We start from the raw sequence: 19,620 nt of genomic DNA on the forward strand, positions 1-19,620 counted from the left end.
TGACGTTCACCGGCGTGCCGCTCCCCGCCGGTATCCCGTCCCTTAGGAGCCCGACCTGGTGGATGCGGCACCGCGCGTGCTCGCCATCGTGGTGGTCCACGACGGCGCCCACTGGCTCGATGCGTCCCTCCAGGCGTTGCGTGACCAGACCTACGACGCGCTCGAGGTCGTGGTCGTGGACAACGGTTCGTCCGACGGGTCCCGCGACATCCTCCTGCGGCACTTCGACCCCGACGACCTGCTCGTGGCCGAGCGCGACCTCGGTTTCGGTGCTGCGGTCTCGATGGCGCTCGATGCCGCGCCACCGGACATCGACTACCTGCTGTTCGTGCACGACGACCTCGCCCTCGACCCCGACACGGTCACGCGGCTCGTCCATCATCTCGAGGAGGATCCCTCCCTCGCCATCGTGGGGCCTAAGCTCGTCGATTGGGCCGATCCGGGCCGACTCGGCGAGGTCGGCATGGGTATCGACATCACGGGACGGGCCGACTCGGGCGTCGATCCCGACGAGATCGACCAGGGCCAACGCGATCAGATCCGGCCGGTGCTGTACGTCTCGAGCGCGGGCATGCTCGTGCGTCGGGACGTGTTCGACCAGCTCGGCCGCTTCGACCGCCGCTACCACCTCTTCCGCGAGGATCTCGATCTGTGCTGGCGCGCGTGGTTGGCCGGCCACCGGGTCGAGGTGCTCCCGCACGGCACCGCCCGCCACGCCGCCGCGGCGGCCAACTACCAGCGGCTCGGTCAGACCGCGTTCATCGGGCCGCGCTACTTCGCCGAGCGGAACACGCTGAGCACGCTGCTGAAGAACTACAGCGCGCCCCGCCTCGTCTACCTGCTGCCGCTGTTCCTGGTCGTCGGCATCGCCAAGATCGTGGGGTTCGTCGCTACCCGGCGGGTCTCGGATGCGTGGCAGACCGTGCGAGCCTGGGCGTGGAACATCCGCGACCTCCGTGCGACGCTGCGGCAGCGACGGGCCGTGCAGGGCCTCCGGGTCCGCACCGATGGCGAGCTGCGGCCGCTGTTCGAGCGCACCGCGCCCCGCGTGCGCGCCTACGCGGAGGCCGTCGGTGACTGGATCGCCGGCGGCGGGGAACCCGCCGTCCTCGACGAGGAGGTAGCCGAGGAGCCGCCGACCGCCACCCGGCGCGCCGTCGAGTTCGTCCGCAGCCACCCTCTGAGCGTCGGGGCGAGCATCCTGATGGTCGTCGGCGTGGTCGTCGCGCTGCCCCTGCTGGGCTCGGGGCAGCTCCGCGGCGGCGAGCTCGCGCCGTGGCCGAGCAGCGCTCGTGCGTTCCTGACCGCGTACGTCTCGGCGTGGCACGACAGCGGTGGGTTCGGTACCTCCACATCGTCGTCGCCGGCTCAGGCGTTGCTGGGGGCGTTCGGATACCTCACGCTGGGCTCAGCGTGGCTGGCGCAACGAGCCCTGCTGCTCCTGCCGATCCCGCTCGCGTGGCTCCTCACGCTGCGCGCGGGGTTGGTGGTGACCGACCGACGGGTTCCCCGGCTGGCCGCTGCCACCGCGTACGCCCTGAGCCCCCCCGCCATCGCCGCGGTCACGACGGCCGAGGTCGGTGGGCTCGTGGCGCTGGTGGCACTGCCGGCGCTGGTCATCGCGGGCACGGCGATCGTCGCTCCGTCGGCCTCCCCCGCACGTGCCTGGCGAGGAACCGCAGCGGCAGCGCTGGTCCTGGCCGCCACGGTGGCGTTCGAGCCCCCCTTCGCCATCATCGCGGGGGTCGTCCTGGTCATCGCGCTGGCGGGCGTGCGCGTCGCTGCGTTCGAACCGGGTGAGCGAGGGATCGTCACGGTGCGCCTCCTCGCGGTGCCGCTCGCCACGTTCCTGCTGCTGTTCCCCTGGTCGATCGAACTGTTCCGCGCCGACTCGCCCGTCCTCGGCGGCTTCCGGGACGTGACCGCCCCCGCTGAGCCGTTCTGGCGCTGGCTCGTGCTCACGCCCGAGGCGGCTGGCTTCCCCGGCGTGGCAGCCGGTGTCGCGTTCGTGGCTGCCGGCGTGCTCGGCGTGGCGTTGGGCCTACGACGGCGGCCCGTCGCGGTGCCCGCGTTGTGGGGGCTGGTGCTGGTCGGCGTCGCGACCGCATGGCTGACCGGCCGGAGCACGGGACCGACCTGGGTCTGGGTGGGGATCCCCCTGTTGCTCGCCGCCGCCGCGTACGCGGGGCTCCTGGCACTCGCGTTCGCGTCCGCGGGGGAGGCGTTGACCCAGCACGCCTTCGGCTGGCGACAGCTCGCCAGCGCGATCACGGTCATCGTCGTCATCGTGGGCATCGGCGGTTCGCTGTTGCACCTGCTGCGCGATCCGTGGGGCGAGATCGCGCGTGCCGCCCCGATCCTGCCGGCGTTCATCGAGACCGAGACCGCCGAGGTCGGACCGTTCCGGACGGTCGTGCTCGCCGACCGCAACGGGCGCTGGGAGTGGGACATAACGGGCGCGAACGGGCCACTCATGACCCAGTTCGGCGTACCACCAGCACGCGCGCTGGTCGCCCTCGTCAGCGACGCGCTGGAACGGACCGCGTCGGCCACCGATCCCGGGGCGGCCGCCGGTCTGGCGTTGGCCAACGTCCGCTACGTGGTGGTGCCCGAGGGCGGGACGAGCGAGGCCGTCTCTGAGGCGTTCGAAGAGCAGTTCGCGATCGAGCCGGTACCCGTGAGCGCCGGAGAGGTGTACCGCGTCACCGAGTGGCTCCCGCGCGTGGCGTTCGTCCCTACCGCCGTCGCCGACTCGCTGTCACGCCGAGGTGAGCTGCCGCTGGGAACCGACCCGGTTCCCTTCGTCCCGCTCGGCGCGACGCGCTACGTCGGAGATGCGCCAACCTCCGGCGAGGTGCTCGTGTCCGAGGCCGCTGCCGGGGGATGGACCGCGCGAGCCGACGGCGCCGCCCTGCCGCTTCGAGTACAGAGCGGGCTCGTCCGCTTCGGTGTGCCCGTCCGGGCCGATGTCATCACGGTCGAGTACGCGCGTCAGAGCAGCCGCACCGCACTGGTGCTGATCGAGCTCCTCGTGTTCCTGCTCGTGGTCTCGCTGATGTTGCGGCCACCTCGCTTCGCGACCGGCGAGGGGAGGCGCTGATGCGGCCCACCGTCGTGTTCGCGGCGATCCTGGTCCTCATCGGGGTGGGGGTCGGGGCAGATCAGCTCCTCGCCCCGGTCGAGGTCGGGCCGGTCGAGACCCGGACCACCGGCCCCTCGACCGCAGGCGCGTCCTACTGCGCGGTCGGTGACACCGCGCAGGGCAACGGGCTCTCGCTCATCACCGCCGCGCCGAGCGTCGGTCCGCGGTCCGCCGAGACCCGCATCGACCTGCTGTCCGAGGGCCGGGTCGAGCGCGGTCCGGAGGTCGAGGTCTTCCCCTCCACGGCCACCGCCGCGGAGGTCCCCGGCGGACAGGAGGGCATCGCCGCTGTCGCGCGCTGGTGGCGCAACCCTGCGGTGGTGACCCGCGTCTGGGACGTCAACGCCGCCGGTGTACCCAACGGCGTGGTCGAGGGCCCGTGCCCCGCGACACCGAGCCGTCGCTGGATCGTTCCCGGGATGACGACCGCTGGCGGTGCGACGGCCCACCTCGTGCTGGCCAACCCCTTCGAGACCGACGCGACGCTCAGCGTGTCCCTGCTGACACCCGACGGTCCCGTCCAGCCGATCCTGCTCGAGAACGTGGTCGTCCCGCGACGTGCGGTCCGTACCATCCTCGTCAACGAGCACCGCCCCGAGGAGCTCGACGTCGGTCTGGTTGTCGAGACCCGTGCCGGGCGGGTGGTGGCCGAGGCGTACCAGGTCCTCGACGCCGCGGTCGGGGGGGTGGAGGGGATCACGCTCGTCCCGGCGACCGCCGAGCCGGCGGAGACGTGGACCGCGCCGTGGTTCCAGGACGACACCCCCCCGCGGGCGCCGCTCCCCGTCGAGGCAGCGACCCCGGAGGCGACCGAGCCCCCGACGCCGGAGCAGGAGCCCACGGCCGAGGAACCGCCTCCCCCCCAGAGCCAGGTGGAAGCGGCGGAGCCGGGTGCCCGCAGCTGGATCTGGGTGGCGAACCCCTCGGACCGCCCGGCTGCGGTGACGGTCACGCTGCACACCGTTGATGGCGGCGTCACCCCCGACGGGCTCGAGGAGCTGACCATCCCGCCCGGGTCCACGAGCCGGATCGACCTCGCCGGCCTCCTGCCGGAGGGGCCGCGGCGGGGCGGCTGGACCGTGCGCTCCGAGAACGGCGTGCCCGTGGTCGCCGCCAGCGCCACGCGCATCGCGGCGGACGCCGTCGAACGCACCGGCATCGCGGTGACGTCGGCCGCCCCCCAGGCGGACACCATGTGGGTCCTGTCGGGACACGCTGCCCCGGACCGGGGCGCCTTCGTGCACCTGCTGAACCCCACATCTGAGGCGGCCACGATCGACATCGAGCTGTGGGGCGGACTCGGACTCGTCGAGGCGCCCGAGCTCACCGGGATCAGCGTTCCGGCAGGCTCGGTGACGGCGGTGGACATCGGTGCCCACCTGCCATCGGACGCGACCGGCGCGACCGCCTTCGTCGTCGCCACCGAGGGCCGCGTCATCGCCGCGCGCCAGGCGTTGCAGTCCGACGGCCAGCTCGACCTGACCGCGGCCCTGGGCGTCCCGTCCCAGCGTTGGAGCGGCGGGCGCGAGGTGAGGCCGGTCCGGTTCGAACCGGGACTGTCCCGTCGTATCGGCACCGACTCCGGCCCTGCTCTGGAGCCAGCGCTCGTCCCCACCGAGCAGGAGTCACCTGCGTCCTAGGACGTCGGGACGGTCGGCGCCCCGAGTCAGTCGAACGCCGAGGGGTCCTCGCCGGTCGCCGCCGCCAGCTCGACGATCACGATCTCCCGCAGGAGCCTCGCGAGTTCCTCTCGGGTCGGCGCTCGGGCCTCGACAGGTCCGCGGTACAGCACGAGCCGCCCGGGCGTGCCGCGGGTGAAGGCGGCCAGGATCGGCTCGTCGGACTCGGGCGGCACCTGGTCGACCTCGATCCGGAAGGACCCGACGGCGTCCAGCAGCGTGCTCGGCAGTGCCCTGACGACCCCTCGCGCGAGCCGCTCGAAGCTCGCTCGGCTGGGGGTGCGGTAGCCGGCGTCGGGCCGGCGGCTGCCGTCCACGGGGCGGCGGCCCAGGCGGCCGCGTCGATCGTCCACACGCTCACGCTACCGCGGGCGGGACCTGTCCGGTGCCGGGCCAACTGACGGCTGAACCACCACAGCGAACCACAACAGGTGGCTTAGGTGCCGGCGGGTTACCTAAGAGTTCCGCCGTGAGGCACGGGTCGTGCTACCGCTTCGCTGCTTGAGCACGAGACGGGTCGTGCTACCGCTTCGCTGCTTGAGCACGAGACGGGTCGTGCTACCGCTTCGCTGCTTGAGCACGAGGACGCTGACGTCGAGGTTGCTTGGTCGCCGGACGTCGCGGTCGTACCGTGCGGGCGTGGCTGAGGCACGGCAGCATCGGGAGCGGGTCGTCCGTCCACTGGCGGCGGCGAGCGGACGTGCGTGTGCGCGGCCCGGCTGTCCCGCCCCCGCTCGTGCGACCCTGAGCCTGGTCTACGACGACCGCGTGCTCGTCCTCGAGGGCCTGCACGACGAGTCCTCGCCGGCCACCTACGACCTGTGCGGGACCCACGCGGACCGCACCGGGCCTCCGTACGGGTGGGAGCTGCGCGACGGCCGGCGCCCCGCTGACCTCGATCCCGACCGGCCCCGCGATCTGGGTGGTCCGGACACGGTCGCGGTCCTGGCGCAAGCGCTCAACCGCGGTCGTGACGACGCGGCCCCGACTCGAGGGCCGGTAGCGCAGCCGCCGGCCGCCACCGAGCGCTCGCCCCGGATCGCCGCGGCGACCGCTCCGGTGCCGCATCGCGCCGGACCCGTCGACGCGCCTGTGGTCACCGCTGACGTCCCGCGGCCCCGTCCCGTGCTGGCCGCGCGCCCCGCCTCGGAGCCCGACCGACCCTCGACCGCGGACCCCGCTGGCGCCGCGGACGGCGCCATCGACGACGCTGCCGAGGAGCTCGCGGCGCTCGCCGCCGTCCTCGCCGAGATCGCCGACGACGACCCGCCCCGTGATACCGACACGTACCTGCGGCAGATCGAGGCGATCGCGGACGCCGTTCCGGATGTGGCCCGCAGTGACCACGCAGCGTCACCGCCGACCAGTGCCGGACCCGCTGGTCAGCACCGTGCCGCCGGTGAGGGAGCCCGCGCCCAGGCCTGGTGATCGGCCACGACGCCGCTCCGCGCCGCCAGCGGCGCCCTCACCGTTCCCTCGCCGCTCAGCCGCCCGGCCGTGCGCCCCGTGCGCGGGAAGGTGCGTTCCGTGGCCCCTCAACCCTGGAGCGTTGACTATGTGGTTTCTTAGGTGTCATGGTTACCCAAGACGCGGCCTGGTTACCCAGACATGCCGCACGCTGCTGGGACGGAGGTGCCCATGACGCTGCCCCGTGACCTCGTAGCCGAGATCCGCCGCCTCGACCAGTACGACCTGCGGCGGCTCATGATCATCATCCGCGGTCTGCTGTTGCACGCCGACGGCGCTCCCGGCCCCGCCGAACCCGGCCTCCCGAGGGGGCTGACGTACCGACAGGAGGAGGTCGTGTGCGGCAAGGACCGCTGCTCGTCGTGTCCCCACGGGCCGTACTGGTACGCCTACTGGAAGGAGGATGGCCGCACCCGCAAGCGCTACATCGGCCGTCACCTCTCCGGCGAGCCCCTCGAGCCGGTGGTGCCCGACGAGGCTGAGTAGGATCGGGCCCCGACCTCCCGGAGCGCACGTGGAACCGCGGCTCGCCCGCATCTTCAAGGCCTACGACATCCGTGGACTCGTCGACGAGGAGCTCGACGAGGAGCTCGTCCGTCGTATCGGCGCGGCCTCCGCCGCGGTCATCGCCGACGGCGCCGAGGGTTTCATCGTCGCACGCGACATGCGCTCGTCCTCGCCCGCCCTGTCCGCCGCGTTCGCGGCGGGGGTCGTCGCGCAGGGGATGGATGTCGTCGACATCGGGCTCGCGTCGACCGACCTCCTCTACTACGCCTCAGGTGAGCTGGGACTGCCCGGGGCGATGTTCACCGCGAGCCACAACCCGCCGACGTACAACGGCATCAAGCTGTGCCGTGCGGGGGCCGCTCCGGTCGCCATCGACAGTGGCGGCGCGACGATCCGTGACCTCGTGGCCGACGGCGGCCCGGTGCCCGCTGACGAGCGCGGCACGGTGACCGAACGCAGCGACCTGCTCGACCGCTACGCCGCTCACGTGCGCTCCTTCATCGACACCGATGCGCTCGAGCCGGTGTCGGTGGCCATCGACGCCGGCAACGGCATGGCGGGTCACGTCGTCCCCCCCGTGTTCGATCCGCTGCCGTTCCAGCTGACGCGGCTGTACTTCGAGCTCGACGGCACCTTCCCCAACCACCCGGCGAACCCGATCGAGGAGGCCAACCTCGCCGACCTGCAGCAGGTCGTGACCTCCCAGGGACTCGCGCTCGGCCTCGCCTTCGATGGCGACGCCGATCGGATGTTCGCCGTCGACGAGCAGGGTCGCACGGTCTCGTCATCGCTGGTCGGCGCGGTCGTCGCGGACCGGCTGCTGCGCCGCAGCCCGGGCGAGACCGTGCTCTACAACCTCATCTGCAGTCACGTGGTCCCCGAGACGATCGCGGCACGTGGCGGCACCGCCGTGCGCACGCGCGTCGGGCACTCGTTCATCAAGCAGCGCATGGCCGAGACCGGCGCGATCTTCGCCGTCGAGCACTCGGGGCACTACTACTTCCGCGACAACTACCGTGCTGACTCCGGACTCATCGCGGCGTTGCTGCTGCTCGAAGCGGTCGCGGAGGCCGGCGCCCCGCTCTCGCAGGTCGTCGCCCCGTACGCCCGGTACGCCGCGTCCGGCGAGATCAACTTCGAGGTCGCCGACCAGGAGGCGGCACTCGCTGCGGTGGCAGAGCGGTTCTCCGATCGTGGCAAGATCGATCGCGAGGACGGCCTGACCATCGAGACCGAAGCGGGTTGGTTCAACCTCCGCCCCAGCAACACCGAGCCGCTGCTGCGGCTCAACGTCGAGGCCAACGACGCCGACACCATGCAGCGACTGCGCGACGAGGTGGCCGCGACGATCACCGCCGACGACCCGTCCTGAGGAGCACCGCGTGGCACTGGACCCCGAACTGCTCGAGATCCTCATCTGCCCGGATTGCCACGGCACCGTGGAGTACAAGGAGCGCCGCAAGGTGATCCTGTGCCTCGACTGCGGGCTGCAGTACCCCGTACGGGACGGCATCCCCGTGATGCTCGTCGAGGAGGCGAAGGGCACGAGCCGCCGCCCGAAGTCGAACCCGTGAGCCGCCTCGACGACCTCGACCTGTCCCGGCTCGACCCCGCCGGGATGCTGGCAGCCGTGACGTCCTCCCCCCAGCAGTGGGGCGAGGCCGCGGAGCTGGCGCTGTCGGCGCCCCGCCCCGGCGTCACCGCCTCGGATGTCTCCGCCATCGTCGTCGCGGGCATGGGCGGCTCGGGCATCGTCGGTGACATCGCCGTCGAGCTCGCCGCCCCGCACGGGGTGGCACCCGTCCTCGCGGTCAAGGGCTACGAGCTGCCCGGTCTGGTGGGCCCCGACACACTCGTCGTCACGGTCAGCTACTCGGGCGACACCGAGGAGACGCTGTCCTGTCTGGACCAGGCCCTCGAGGCGGGTGCGACGGTCTACGCCGTGACGTCGGGTGGGCAGGTCAGCGAACTTGCGGCCGAGCGGGGGTTCCCGATCGTGCTCGTCCCGGGCGGACGCCAGCCGCGTGCGAGCCATGGCTACCTGTCGGGGCCGGTGGTCGGTGTGCTCGACCAGATCGGAGCGGCTCCGGGAGCGGTCGACGACCTCCTGCAGATCGCACCGGTCCTCGAACCACTCGTCGGGGACTGGGGTCCCCACGTCCCCACGGCCCAGAACCCGGTCAAGCAGGCCGCCGAGGAACTCGCCGACCTCGTGCCGGTGTTCTACGGGGGGACGGGGTGGACCGCGCTGGCGGCGCTGCGTGGCAAGTGCCAGGTCAACGAGAACGGCAAGCGACCAGCGTTCCACGCCGTCCTTCCCGAACTCGACCACAACGAGGTGGTGGGGTGGTCGGGGCGCGACGATCTGCAGGCAGGCTTCGGCCTCGTGGCCCTGCGGGATCCCGCCGCCGAGCACGCGCAGGTCGCCAAGCGGTTCGAGGTGACGCTCGACCTGGTCGGCACCGGGTTCGGTGCGGTCCGGTCCTACACCGTCCCGACCGATGCCTCGCCGCTCGCCCGCTTCGCTGCTGCGACGCTGTACGTGGATCTGCTGTCGGTCTACTTGGCGTTGCTCGACGAGGTCGATCCGAGTCCGGTCGACGTGATCACCGAACTGAAGCAGCGCATCGCCGTACCTTGAGCCGGCCCCACGGAGGGATCCGACGTGCGTGAACGTGACGACCTGGTTGAACGTGCTGCGCTGGCGGTCCGCGCGCGCCTCCGCCCCGAGCCCCCACGGGTCTTCCTGACGCTGGGCAGCGGACTGTCCGGGGTCGCCGAGCGCATCGAGGATCCGATCGACATCCCCTTGGCTGCGGTTCCCGGCGTGCCGGTCTCGCGCGTCCCCGGACACCCCGGGATCCTGCGCTACGGCACCATCGGCGACGTCACGGTCCTGGCGCAGATGGGCCGCATCCACCTGTACGAGGGTTACGACGCCGCCGAGGTGAGCCGGCTGGTCGAGGTCGGCGCGAGCCTGGGGGCGGACACCTACATCGTCACCGCGGCCGTGGGCGGCCTGCTCACCAAGCTCGTTCCCGGCGACCTGATCGTGCTCAGCGACCACATCAACCTCACCGGCACCTCCCCCTTACTGGGCCTGCTGCGCGCGGGCGAGCCGACGTTCATCGACATGGGGGCGGCCTACGACCACGAGCTGTTGGACCTGGCCACCCAGGTGGCTGAGGAGACGAGCGGGCGAGCCAGAACCGGCGTGTACGCGGGTCTCGTCGGCCCGGCCTTCGAGACCCCCGCCGAGATCGCGATGCTGCGCCGTCTGGGCGCCGACGTCGTGGGCATGTCGGTGGTCAACGAGGTCATCGCCGCCCGCGCACGGGCGATGCGCGTGCTCGGCATCGCCACCGTCACCAACGTGCACAAGAAGGGCGCCCAGACCTCCCACGAGGAGGTGCTCGAGGTCGGAGCGGCGAGCGCCGACGCGCTGGCCGACCTCGTCCTCGGGGTGCTCGCACGGCTGTGACCGAGGTCTTCTCCGCCCGCCTCGTGGGCGACGCCGTCGAGCTGCTCGACCAGACGCTCCTGCCGGACCGCGTCGAGATCGTCACCTGTCGCGACGACGACACCCTCGCGGAGGCGATCGCGAGCCTGCGCGTCCGGGGCGCACCGGCCATCGGGATCGCGGCCGCGTTCGGGATCGCGGCCGCGGTCGTTCGGGCGGCCTCGTCGGGAGCTCCGGTCGAGCCAGCCGCTCGTCGCGCAGCCGCCACCCTGCGCCCCGTCCGCCCGACCGCGGTGAACCTCGCCTGGGCGTGCGATCGCATGCTGGCGCGTCTCGATGAGCTGGAGCCAGGCAGCGACGTCATCGCGGCTCTCCGCGAGGAGGCCGAGGTCATCGCCAGCGAGGACCGCGACGCGTGCGCCGCGATGGGAGCCAACGGCGCCGACCTGCTGCGCGAGCTGGCCGGAGGGCCTCTGCGCGTCTTGACCCACTGCAACACCGGGGCGCTGTGCACGGCGGGCATCGGCACCGCGTTCGGTGTCGTCCGGACCCTGCACGAACGGGGCGAGCTCGCCCACCTGTGGGTCGACGAGACGCGGCCGCTGTTGCAGGGCGCCCGCCTGACGGCGTGGGAAGCGGCGAACCTCGCCGTGCCGCACGCCGTCCTCGTGGATGCCGCAGCAGCCTCGGTGTTCCGCCGCGGCGACGTGGACGCCGTCGTCGTGGGCGCCGACCGCATCGCCGCCAACGGCGACGTCGCCAACAAGATCGGCACGTACGGTCTGGCCGTCCTAGCCGCTCACCACGACGTCCCGTTCGTCGTCGTCGCGCCCACGAGCACGATCGACACGGCGACGCCCAGGGGTGCGACGATCGCGGTGGAGGAGCGGGGCGCCGACGAGGTCCGGGCTGTGCGGGGCGCCGTCGTCGTGGCCGCGGACAGCCCCGCCCACAACCCCGCCTTCGACGTCACCCCCGCCGAGCTCGTCACGGCGATCGTCACCGAGCGCGGGGTCACCCGTCCCTCCGGCTCCCGCAGCGTCGCCGGCGTCTTCCACAGCCCATGACCGTCCGCGGCCCCGTCCGCTGACGCGCCCCGGCACGCTGTGTCCGTGTTCCGCTCGCTGGTGGATCTGCTGGTGCCCCCGCGCTGTCTGGCGTGCGGGGCCCGTGCCGAGCTGCCCTGGTGTCACCCCTGTGCGGCGGCAGCACGTCGCCTCCGCGTCGTCTCGGGGTGCGAGCGCTGTGGGTCCGCGCGAGTGTCACCAGGTCACGGATGCTGGGCGGACGATGCCCCCGTCGAGGCGACGACCGCCGTGTTCCGCTACCGCGGGGTCGTCGCCGAGAGCGTGGTGACCGCCAAGGTCCGAGGGGCATGGGCGGGCTGGACGCCGCTGGGTGTGGTGCTCGCTCAACACGTCAGGATCGATCCCGACGAGCGTCTGACCTGGGTGCCGACAACCCCCAGGAGGCGTCGTGAGCGCGGCTTCGACCACGCCGAGCTGCTGGCGCGTGCGGTCGCTCGCCACCACGGGGTCGCGGCCGTTGCGACCCTGCTCGCCCGAGACCGTGCCGACCAGTCACGGCGCCCCGACGACCAACGCGCCGTGATCGATGACGGGGCGTTCGCCGGCGCACCCCAGGTGGTCGCCGGCGGACGGTTCGTGCTGGTCGACGACGTCCTGACCTCGGGCGGTACCGCGCGCGCGGCGGCGGCAACGCTCGTGGCCGGCGGGGCGCAGCGCGTCCGCCTGCTCGTCCTCGCTCGAGCCGGAGACCACGACCTCCGGGCAGCGGTTCCACCGACGGACGGCAGGGCCCAGATGCCCGGTGGTACCGTGGCTATCTCGCCCTCGGCTGGCGAACGAGGAGGTCCCATGCAGGTGGTCGTGAAGGGCAGGAACGTCGACGTTCCCGACAGCGTCAAGGAGCACGCGGTCGCCAAGCTCACCAAGGTACGCAAGGTCTTCGACCGTTTCATCGATATGGAGGTGGTCTTCTCCGAGGAGAAGAACCCCCGCATCGCCGAACCGGTCCACTGCGAGGTGATCCTCCACGCGAAGGGCCGCTACCTCCGCGCCGAGGCCACCGCGACCGACCTGCTGGCCGCGGTCGATCGGGCTGAGGCCAAGCTGGCGCGACAGGTCCGCAAGCTCAAGACCCAGATGACCACCAGCAAGCGCCAGTCCGGCAACGGCGGCGAACAGGGCATAACGGCGGAGGAGTTCGCCGAGATCCAGGCCCGGATGGACGAGCGCGTCTAACGCGACGGTCGTGGCCACCCCGCGTGGTGCCTCACGGACCGACATGGGCCACATGGGCTAGACTCCCACCCGGAGAGGAGAGCTTGGTGGCCGACGACACCATCCGCCTCGTCATCGCCGACGACCACGAACTGTTCCGACGTGGTCTGCGCATGGTGCTGGAGGACGAAGACGACATCGAGGTCGTGGGCGAGGCCGGAGACGGCCAGGCCGCGGTCGAGATGGCCGAGTCCGAGGTACCCGATGTGATCGTGATGGACGTGCGCATGCCGTCGCTGTCGGGCATCGAGGCGACGCGCAAGATCAAAGAGGACCTGCCGCACACCAAGATCCTGATGCTCACGATCAGTGACGAGGAGGACGACCTCTACGAGGCCATCAAGGCCGGCGCGAACGGCTACCTCCTCAAGGAGATCTCGATCGACGAGATCGGCAACGCGGTCCGGTCGGTCCACGCCGGACAGTCGCTGATCTCGCCCTCGATGGCGTCCAAGCTGCTGAACGAGTTCGCCTCCATGGTCAAGAAGGAGGAGGAGAAGCAGCAGGTCCCCGTGCCTCGCCTCACGCCCCGCGAGATGGAGGTGCTCGAGCACGTCGCGCAGGGCATGAACAACCGCGAGATCGCCAAAGCGCTGTTCATCTCCGAGAACACGGTCAAGAACCACGTCCGCAACATCCTCGAGAAGCTCCACCTGCACTCCCGCATGGAGGCGGTCGTCTACGCCGTCCGCGAGAAGCTCCTCGAGATCAAGTAGCGGGCCGGAGGTCGGTTCGGCGCCGTCTCGCACGGTCCCATCGTCGAACGTCGGGACCAGTGGTCCCTCACGGAACTTCGGTCACGTTCGCGAACACCTGCATCCCGGATGGCTGCGTTGCGGACTCGCTCGTGTAGCGCTGCTACACGTCGCTCGCCGCGCCTTGCCCTCCGGGCGCAGTTGTCCGCTCGGCGTAACCGAAGTTCCGTTCACGACCACCAGTGAGAGATGCTCCGCGGTCATCCCGGATGGCCAGTACGCTGATGCTGGGCAGACCGAGACCAGTTCGTCGTCCTGGGCGCGTCGGAAGGGGCGTCCGTGCCGAGGAGACGCCGCAGGGTCAGCGAGGTCATCAGCGCGGCACCCCGCGGCGATGACGGCGTCGGCGCGTCGGCCGGCGTCACGCCTTCCACGAGACCTGTAGGCGCATGATCGTGGCGGATCCACAGGTAGGGGCCTTCGTAGGGCGCGACGACGTCCTGACGCAGCTGCTGGAGGCTTTCCGGGAGGCGTCGGCCGGCCGGACCCGTGCGGTGCTGTTGACCGGCGACCCGGGGATCGGCAAGACCCGCGTCATGGAGGAGTTCGCCTCCCTGCCCGCGCTCGAGGAGGCGTGTGTCCTGTGGGGAGGGGCGTGGGCGGGTGGCGCGCCGGCGTTCTGGCCGTGGATCCAGATCGTGCGTTCCCACCTCGGCAGGCGTGGCGAAGCCGCCACCCTCGAGAGGTTCGGCTCCGGGGCGCGATGTGTCGCCGACCTGATCCCGGCGTTGCGGACCTCGCAACCCGCTGGGGACGGCGACCCGGGTCACGGGCGGTTCGAGCTCTTCGACGCGTTCGCGACGTTCCTGGCGAACACCGCCCATGCCGAGGGTGCCGCGGTCGTCGTTCTGGACGACCTGCACCTGGCGGACGAGTCCAGCCTGCGGCTCGCCGAGTTCGTCATCGGGGCGGTTCGGACAGCTCCCCTGCTGCTCCTCGGCTCGTGCCACGAGAGCGGCGCCCAGCCAGGCGGAACCGCCGACGCACTGGGCCGGTTCGCAACCTCCGCGACCCGCGTCGCACTGGGCGGCCTGACGGAGGCCGAGCTGTCCCAGCTGGTCGCGGCGCGGACGGGCACCCCGCCGGACGCCCGGGTCGTCGCGCGGTTGCACGCCCTCACCGACGGCAACCCGTCGTTCGCAGACGCGCTGTTGGCGACCGCGACGGGCCCGGACACCCCGCTTCGGCTACCCGACCAGCTCCTCAGCGTGGTGCGGAGCCGGCTGGCCGGTCTGTCGGACGCGGCCCAGGCCGTCCTCGGCTGGGCCGCCGTGCTGGGTACGGAATTCGGGCTCGAGCCGCTGCCCTACCTGGCGCACCTGCCGGCGAGGGACCTCGTTGCTCTGCTGGCGGAGGCGCGAGCCGCGGGCGTCGTGCGCGACGCTGACCAGGCCGATCGCTACCGCTTCTGCCCTGCGCTCGTGCGGGACATCGTGTACGACGGCCTCGGACCCGACCGCCGCGTGGCGATGCACGGCCGTGTGGGTGACGTCCTCGAAGGACTCGAGCGCGGCGACCGGGCGGAGCGGCTGCCCGCGCTCGCGCACCACTACCGCCTCGCGGCCCCCCGGCGCGGAACCGAGAAGGCGTTGCGCTACACGTTGGAGGCGGCTCGCACCGCCGCCCGTCTGCTCGCCCACGAGGAAGCCGCCGGGGGGTACCAGCAGGCCCTGGACCTCCTGGCGGCCAGCCAGCCCGCCGAACGGGCGCGACTGCTCCTGCTGCTCGCGGACGAGCAGTGGCGCGCCGGGCGCACCGACCTCGCCCTCGACACTCTGGAGGAGACCGCACGGCTGGCCCGACAGCTCGGGGACGGTGAGATGCTCGCTCGGGCGGCGCTGCGGATGGGCGGTGGGCGCATCGAGTCGGGCGCCGTCCGGCCCGGACTCGTCAAGCTGCTCGAGGAGGCCCTGGCCGGAGTGGACGGCGAGGCGACGGCGCTCCGGGTGCGGCTCCTGGGACGCCTTGCCGTGGCGTTGTACTTCACCGACGACTACCTCCGCCGGGACCGCCTCAGCGCCGAGGCGGTCACCCTCGCCCGCAAGCTGGATGATCCCGCCGCTGTCGCGTCGAGCCTGAACACCCGACACTTCGCGATCTGGGGGCGCGGAACCTTGGCAGAGCGGTTGGCCCTGGCGGAGGAGGCGACACGCCTGGCCCAGGACGCCGGCGATGCGGAGCTGGTGCTCGAGGCGCGAACGTGGAGGGTCGTCGACCTGCTGGAGTACGGCGACCGCGCCGGCCTGGACGCTGAGGTCGCCCGCTACGTCGAGGACGCCGAGGCGCTGCGGCTGCCCGTCTACCGCTGGTACGGCCTGCTGTTCGCGACGATGCGCGCGCTGCTCGACGGCCGCCTCGACGCTGCGGAGGAGCTCGTCCCCCGAGCGGTCGCTGCCGGCCGGGCGGCGGGGATCGCCAGCAGCGAGCAGTTCGGTGCTGTCCAGCTCTACCTGCTGCGGCGCGAGCAGGGGCGTCTCCCCGAGCTGGCCGAAGCCGTCGAGCAGTTCGCTGCGGCCTACCCGGCGTTGCCGGTGTGGCGTTGCGGGTTCGCGCTGCTGCTCTGCGAGACCGGCCGCGCTGCCGATGCCATCGAGATTCTCGACGAGCTGGCCGCCGACGGGTTCGGGCGGCTGCCGCCGGACGGGAACTGGCTCGCGTCGGCGGCGCTCTTGGCGGAGGTGTGCGTCCGTGTCGGCGCGACCGGGCACGCGCAGCGGCTCTACGAGCTCCTCCTTCCCCACGCCGACCAGCACGTCGTCGTCGCCACCGCCGTCGCCTACCTGGGCGCCGTGTCGCACTACCTGGGGCTGCTCGCGGCGGCTCTCGGCGAGCCCGACGCGGCCGCCGCCCACTTCGCCGACGCACGGCATCGTCACGTCCAGATGCGGGCGCCAGCATGGCTCGCCCGCACCGAGGAGGCGTCCGCCGCTGCCGCGGTCGTTCGCCTGCCCGAGGACTCGGCGCGGCGGTGACGCTCGTCCTGGACCGGCCACGGCTCATCGCGCGGCTGGAGGCCGCGGCGGAGTTCCGCCTGACGACCGTGGTCGCCGGTCCCGGCGCCGGGAAGTCGACGCTCCTCCACAGCTGGGCCTCGGCCCGTCCTGTCGTGTCGTGCACCCTCATCGCCGCCGACCGCCAGCCCAACCACCTGGCCCACCGGCTGATGGTCGGCCTCCAGCCGCACGTCGGGCAGCTGCCCGACGAGCTGGCGATCGCGGTCACCGGAACCGATGGCCCGGCGCCGGACGCCGACGACCCGGCACGGGCTCGCACGCTCGGCACGCTGCTCTGTTCGGCCTTGGACGAACTGCTGACGCGCGACCTCGTGCTCGTGTTGGACGACGCCGACCTCGTCGATGCGTCTGGTCCGGCCGCGCAGCTCATCGAGACCATCGTCCGGCAGGCCCCTGCACTGCTCCACGTCGTCGTGTCCGGACAGCGACCGCCCCCGTTCCCGATCGACAGGATGGACCAACCGCGAGGCGTGACCGCCATCACGGAGGCTGACCTGGCGTTCACGGGGGACGAGACCTGTCACGTGCTGACACGCTTGGCCGGCGATGACGCCGGGACGGTCGCCGCAGCCGCCCAGGCCGCCACAGCAGGCCATCCGGCTGCGGTGCGGCTGCTGGCCGTGGTACTGGCCAACCAGCCGGTCAGCGACTGGGCGGACTGCGTGTCCACGTTGCCCGCGGCCCGGGACGACCAGCTCCGCGAGCTGGCCGTCACGGCCTACGAGGCCCAGCCGCTGCGGCCGCGAGAGCTCGTGCGGACCGTCGCGTCACTGCCTGCCTTCACCGTGCCGCTGTGCGAGCACCTCGGGCAGGCAGGAGCCGAGACGACCGTTGCCGAGCTCGTGCGCGATGGCCTCTTCGTCCACGCCGTCGGCGACCGCTCCGGCTGGTTCACCGTGAGCCAACTCGCCCGCCAGTGGCTGGATCGACGCCTATCGCTCGACGTCTGGGAGGCGCAGGACCTCCACCTGCGGGCGGCCGCGTGGTTCGAGACGGTGGACGCGTTCCAGGAGGCGCTGCAGACGCTCGCGGCGATAGATGCAGCGGAGCCGATGGCGGCCCTGCTGAGCCGCCGCGCAGCGGCACTGTTGCGCGTCGTCGACGTCAAGACCATCGTCGACGCCGTCGACGGCCTCCCGACGGTCGGGCGTCCACCGCATCTCGAGGCGCTGGTCGGGGAAGCCCTCCAGCGTGCGGGGGAGTGGGACGACGCGCTGGCGGCGTTGGAGCGCGCCGCCGGGGACGCACCCGAGATCCCCGCTGGCGTGGCCTGGCGGCTCGGGCTGGTGCACTACCTGCGCGGCGAGCTGGACGAGGCCCTCGGCGCCTACGCCCGCGCACGGATCGGCGGCGATCCGGGCGACGAGGCCTGCGTCCTGGCGTGGACGGCCTCGGTCCACTGGCTGCGGGGAGACATCGCCACGAGCCGGCAGCTCGCGGGGCGGGCGATGACTCTGGCGGAAGGTGCCGACGACTCGCGGGCACTGGCGTTGGCCCACACCGCGCTGGCCCTGCTCTCCGCGAACGACGGCGACCGTGCAGCCAACCACGCCCATTACGCGCGTGCCCTGCACCACGCCGAGCGTGCCGGGGACCTGCTCCAGGTCGTGCGGATCCGCGGCAACCGGGCATCGTTGCACCTGGAGGAGGGGGCGTTCGAGGACGCCATCGCCGAGGCGGACGTCGCCATCAGCCTGGCGGACGTGGCCGGGCTCGCGTCACTCCGCGCGCTGGCGCTCACGAACCGCGGCGAGGCCCAGTTCCGTCTCGGCCGCCTGGAGCAGGCCACCTGCGACCTCGAGGACGCCCGTGCGCTCTACGAGCAGGTCGGATCCCGCGGCGTCGCGTACCCGCTCCTCAAGCTCGCGGACGTCCATCGGGAGCGGGGCGACCTCGCGCTGGCCCGCGCCGAGTACGAGGAGGCCATCCGCCACGCGGAAGCGGCCGAGGACCGGCAGTGCCTGGTCCCCGCGCTGGCGGGGTTGGCGGAGGTCCGTGCCGGCGAGGACCCCGCCGCGGCGCGACGACTCGCCGAGCGCGCCCTCGCCGCCGGCCCCGGGATCGGCTACACCCGAGCCGCGCTGGCGGCCGCCCGCCTGGCGCTCAGTCGGGACGACCCCGACGAGGCCGCCCGCTGGTCGCGTCTCGCCGCCGATGACGCCGCGCGGCGCCGCGACCGCAGCGGGCTCGCCGAGGCGCTCGCGGTGCAGGCGGTGGCGTCGCAGCCGCCTTCGGTCGAGCTGCTCGCCCAGGCCCAGCGGATCTGGCAGCAGATCGGTGACCCGGTCGGCGAGGCACGCACCGCCTCGACCCTCGCCGACCTCGTCGGGGACGGCTCCGCGAGCAAGGCGGCGCAGGCCCGCTTGGCCGAGCTGGGGTCCCGGCGCCCAACGCTGGCTGGACGCGTGCCGCAGGCCCCCCCGCCGCTGGAGTTGCTGACGCTCGGTGGCTTCCGGTTGCTGCGCGACGGCGAGACCGCGCCGGCGACCGCATGGCAGTCCAAGAAGGCACGCGACCTCGTGAAGTTCCTCATCGCCCGGCGGGGCCACCGGACCCCCCGCGACGTCGTCTTCGATGCTCTGTGGTCCGAGGAGGATGGCGGCGCCATGGGCAACCGCCTGTCGGTGACCATGTCCACCGCGCGGGCGGTGCTGGACCCGGACAAGCGCTTCCCGCCGGACTACTACGTGGGGGCCGACAAGGAGGCGGTGTGGTTGGAGATCGACCACTGCGCCATCGACGTGGAGCGGTTCCTCGCCGACGTGGCGACCGGGCTCGCCGGGCGGCGCCGGGGCGAGCCCGCTGCGGCTGCCGTCCTCGCGCGCGCGGAGGCGCTCTACGTCGGGGACGTCTTCGAGGAGGATCCCTACGAGGACTGGACCGTGTCACTGCGGGAGGAGGCCCGCGCCGCCTACATGGCGACCGCCCGCGCGCTGGCGGAGGACGCCGCGGCGGCCGGCGAGCACGACGTCGCCGGCCGCTACCTGCTGCGGCTGCTGGAGCGTGACCCGTACGACGAGGGTGCGCACCTCGCGTTGGTCGGCTGCCTGACCGCGGCAGGCCAGCATGGCGAGGCTCGCCGCTGGTACCGCACCTACTGCGCGAGGATGGCTGAGCTCGACGTCGAGGCGGCACCCTTCCCCGGGGTTGCCGGCTCGCGCGTGCCTACCTCCCCTTCGCCTGGTGGCCGGGCGCGTCGGGCGGCGGGCTGACGCCTCCGGTCGAGGGCGTGCAGCCTGGAACGAAGGCGGGTCGAGGAGCCTCCCCTGCACCCACCCGAAGGCCACCCGAAG

At 72.6% G+C, this 19,620-nt stretch carries 14 protein-coding genes; 13 read left to right on the forward strand and 1 reads right to left on the reverse strand.

The window, feature by feature from the left end; translation table 11 throughout:
* Nucleotides 1–58 precede the first annotated feature (58 nt).
* On the forward strand, nucleotides 59–3,100 hold the full coding sequence (locus KY469_00065) for a glycosyltransferase family 2 protein (protein MBW3661464.1): 3,042 nt from the start codon (nucleotides 59–61) through the stop codon (nucleotides 3,098–3,100).
* A complete protein-coding gene (locus tag KY469_00070; GenBank protein MBW3661465.1) occupies nucleotides 3,100–4,782 on the forward strand; it encodes a hypothetical protein in 1,683 nt (560 codons plus the stop codon). The genes KY469_00065 and KY469_00070 overlap by 1 nt, the downstream gene beginning before the upstream one ends.
* A gap of 26 nt (nucleotides 4,783–4,808) precedes the next feature.
* Here KY469_00070 and KY469_00075 read toward each other — a convergent pair whose 3' ends face one another.
* Nucleotides 4,809–5,174, reverse strand: coding sequence for a metallopeptidase family protein (locus tag KY469_00075; protein ID MBW3661466.1), 366 nt, complete (start codon nucleotides 5,172–5,174; stop codon nucleotides 4,809–4,811).
* 286 nt (nucleotides 5,175–5,460) lie between these two features.
* Here KY469_00075 and KY469_00080 point away from each other — a divergent pair, with 286 nt between their 5' ends.
* The 11 genes from KY469_00080 (at nucleotide 5,461) to KY469_00130 (ending at nucleotide 19,539) form a co-directional block, all read left to right on the forward strand.
* Nucleotides 5,461–6,249 (forward strand): DUF3499 family protein, encoded by a 789-nt coding sequence (locus KY469_00080; protein MBW3661467.1) that lies wholly within the window; start codon nucleotides 5,461–5,463, stop codon nucleotides 6,247–6,249.
* A 210-nt stretch (nucleotides 6,250–6,459) separates the two neighbouring features.
* A complete protein-coding gene (locus KY469_00085; protein ID MBW3661468.1) occupies nucleotides 6,460–6,774 on the forward strand; it encodes a hypothetical protein in 315 nt (104 codons plus the stop codon).
* Entirely contained in the window at nucleotides 6,692–8,167 is a 1,476-nt protein-coding gene (locus KY469_00090; protein ID MBW3661469.1) for a phosphomannomutase/phosphoglucomutase, read from the forward strand. The genes KY469_00085 and KY469_00090 overlap by 83 nt, the downstream gene beginning before the upstream one ends.
* Before the next feature lie 10 nt (nucleotides 8,168–8,177).
* On the forward strand, nucleotides 8,178–8,369 hold the full coding sequence (locus KY469_00095) for a Trm112 family protein (GenBank protein ID MBW3661470.1): 192 nt from the start codon (nucleotides 8,178–8,180) through the stop codon (nucleotides 8,367–8,369).
* On the forward strand, nucleotides 8,366–9,436 hold the full coding sequence (locus tag KY469_00100; GenBank protein MBW3661471.1) for a bifunctional phosphoglucose/phosphomannose isomerase: 1,071 nt from the start codon (nucleotides 8,366–8,368) through the stop codon (nucleotides 9,434–9,436). Before KY469_00095 ends, KY469_00100 begins: the two co-directional genes overlap by 4 nt.
* Nucleotides 9,437–9,460: 24 nt before the next feature.
* The gene (locus tag KY469_00105) at nucleotides 9,461–10,276 is read left to right on the forward strand and encodes a purine-nucleoside phosphorylase (protein ID MBW3661472.1); all 816 of its coding nucleotides are present in this window, start codon (nucleotides 9,461–9,463) and stop codon (nucleotides 10,274–10,276) included.
* Nucleotides 10,273–11,322 (forward strand): S-methyl-5-thioribose-1-phosphate isomerase, encoded by a 1,050-nt coding sequence (mtnA, locus tag KY469_00110; GenBank protein MBW3661473.1) that lies wholly within the window; start codon nucleotides 10,273–10,275, stop codon nucleotides 11,320–11,322. The genes KY469_00105 and mtnA overlap by 4 nt, the downstream gene beginning before the upstream one ends.
* A gap of 249 nt (nucleotides 11,323–11,571) precedes the next feature.
* On the forward strand, nucleotides 11,572–12,519 hold the full coding sequence (gene raiA / locus KY469_00115) for a ribosome-associated translation inhibitor RaiA (GenBank protein MBW3661474.1): 948 nt from the start codon (nucleotides 11,572–11,574) through the stop codon (nucleotides 12,517–12,519).
* Between the two features lie 23 nt (nucleotides 12,520–12,542).
* Nucleotides 12,543–13,274, forward strand: coding sequence for a response regulator transcription factor (locus tag KY469_00120; GenBank protein MBW3661475.1), 732 nt, complete (start codon nucleotides 12,543–12,545; stop codon nucleotides 13,272–13,274).
* Nucleotides 13,275–13,708: 434 nt separating this feature from the next.
* A complete protein-coding gene (locus tag KY469_00125; protein ID MBW3661476.1) occupies nucleotides 13,709–16,285 on the forward strand; it encodes an AAA family ATPase in 2,577 nt (858 codons plus the stop codon).
* Nucleotides 16,282–19,539 carry a transcriptional regulator gene (locus KY469_00130; GenBank protein ID MBW3661477.1) on the forward strand — a complete coding sequence of 1,086 codons (3,258 nt, stop codon included), beginning with the start codon at nucleotides 16,282–16,284 and terminating at the stop codon, nucleotides 19,537–19,539. Before KY469_00125 ends, KY469_00130 begins: the two co-directional genes overlap by 4 nt.
* The last annotated feature ends 81 nt before the right edge of the window (nucleotides 19,540–19,620 follow it).

Source organism: Actinomycetota bacterium, assembly GCA_019347575.1.
Lineage (GTDB): Bacteria > Actinomycetota > Nitriliruptoria > Nitriliruptorales > Nitriliruptoraceae > JAHWKY01.

Coding starts and splice junctions, on each gene's coding strand:
- KY469_00070 (MBW3661465.1), top strand. CDS start 3,100: ATGCGGCCCACCGTCGTGTTCGCGGCGATCCTGGTCCTCATCGGGGTG.
- KY469_00085 (MBW3661468.1), top strand. CDS start 6,460: ATGACGCTGCCCCGTGACCTCGTAGCCGAGATCCGCCGCCTCGACCAG.
- KY469_00090 (MBW3661469.1), top strand. CDS start 6,692: ATGGCCGCACCCGCAAGCGCTACATCGGCCGTCACCTCTCCGGCGAGC.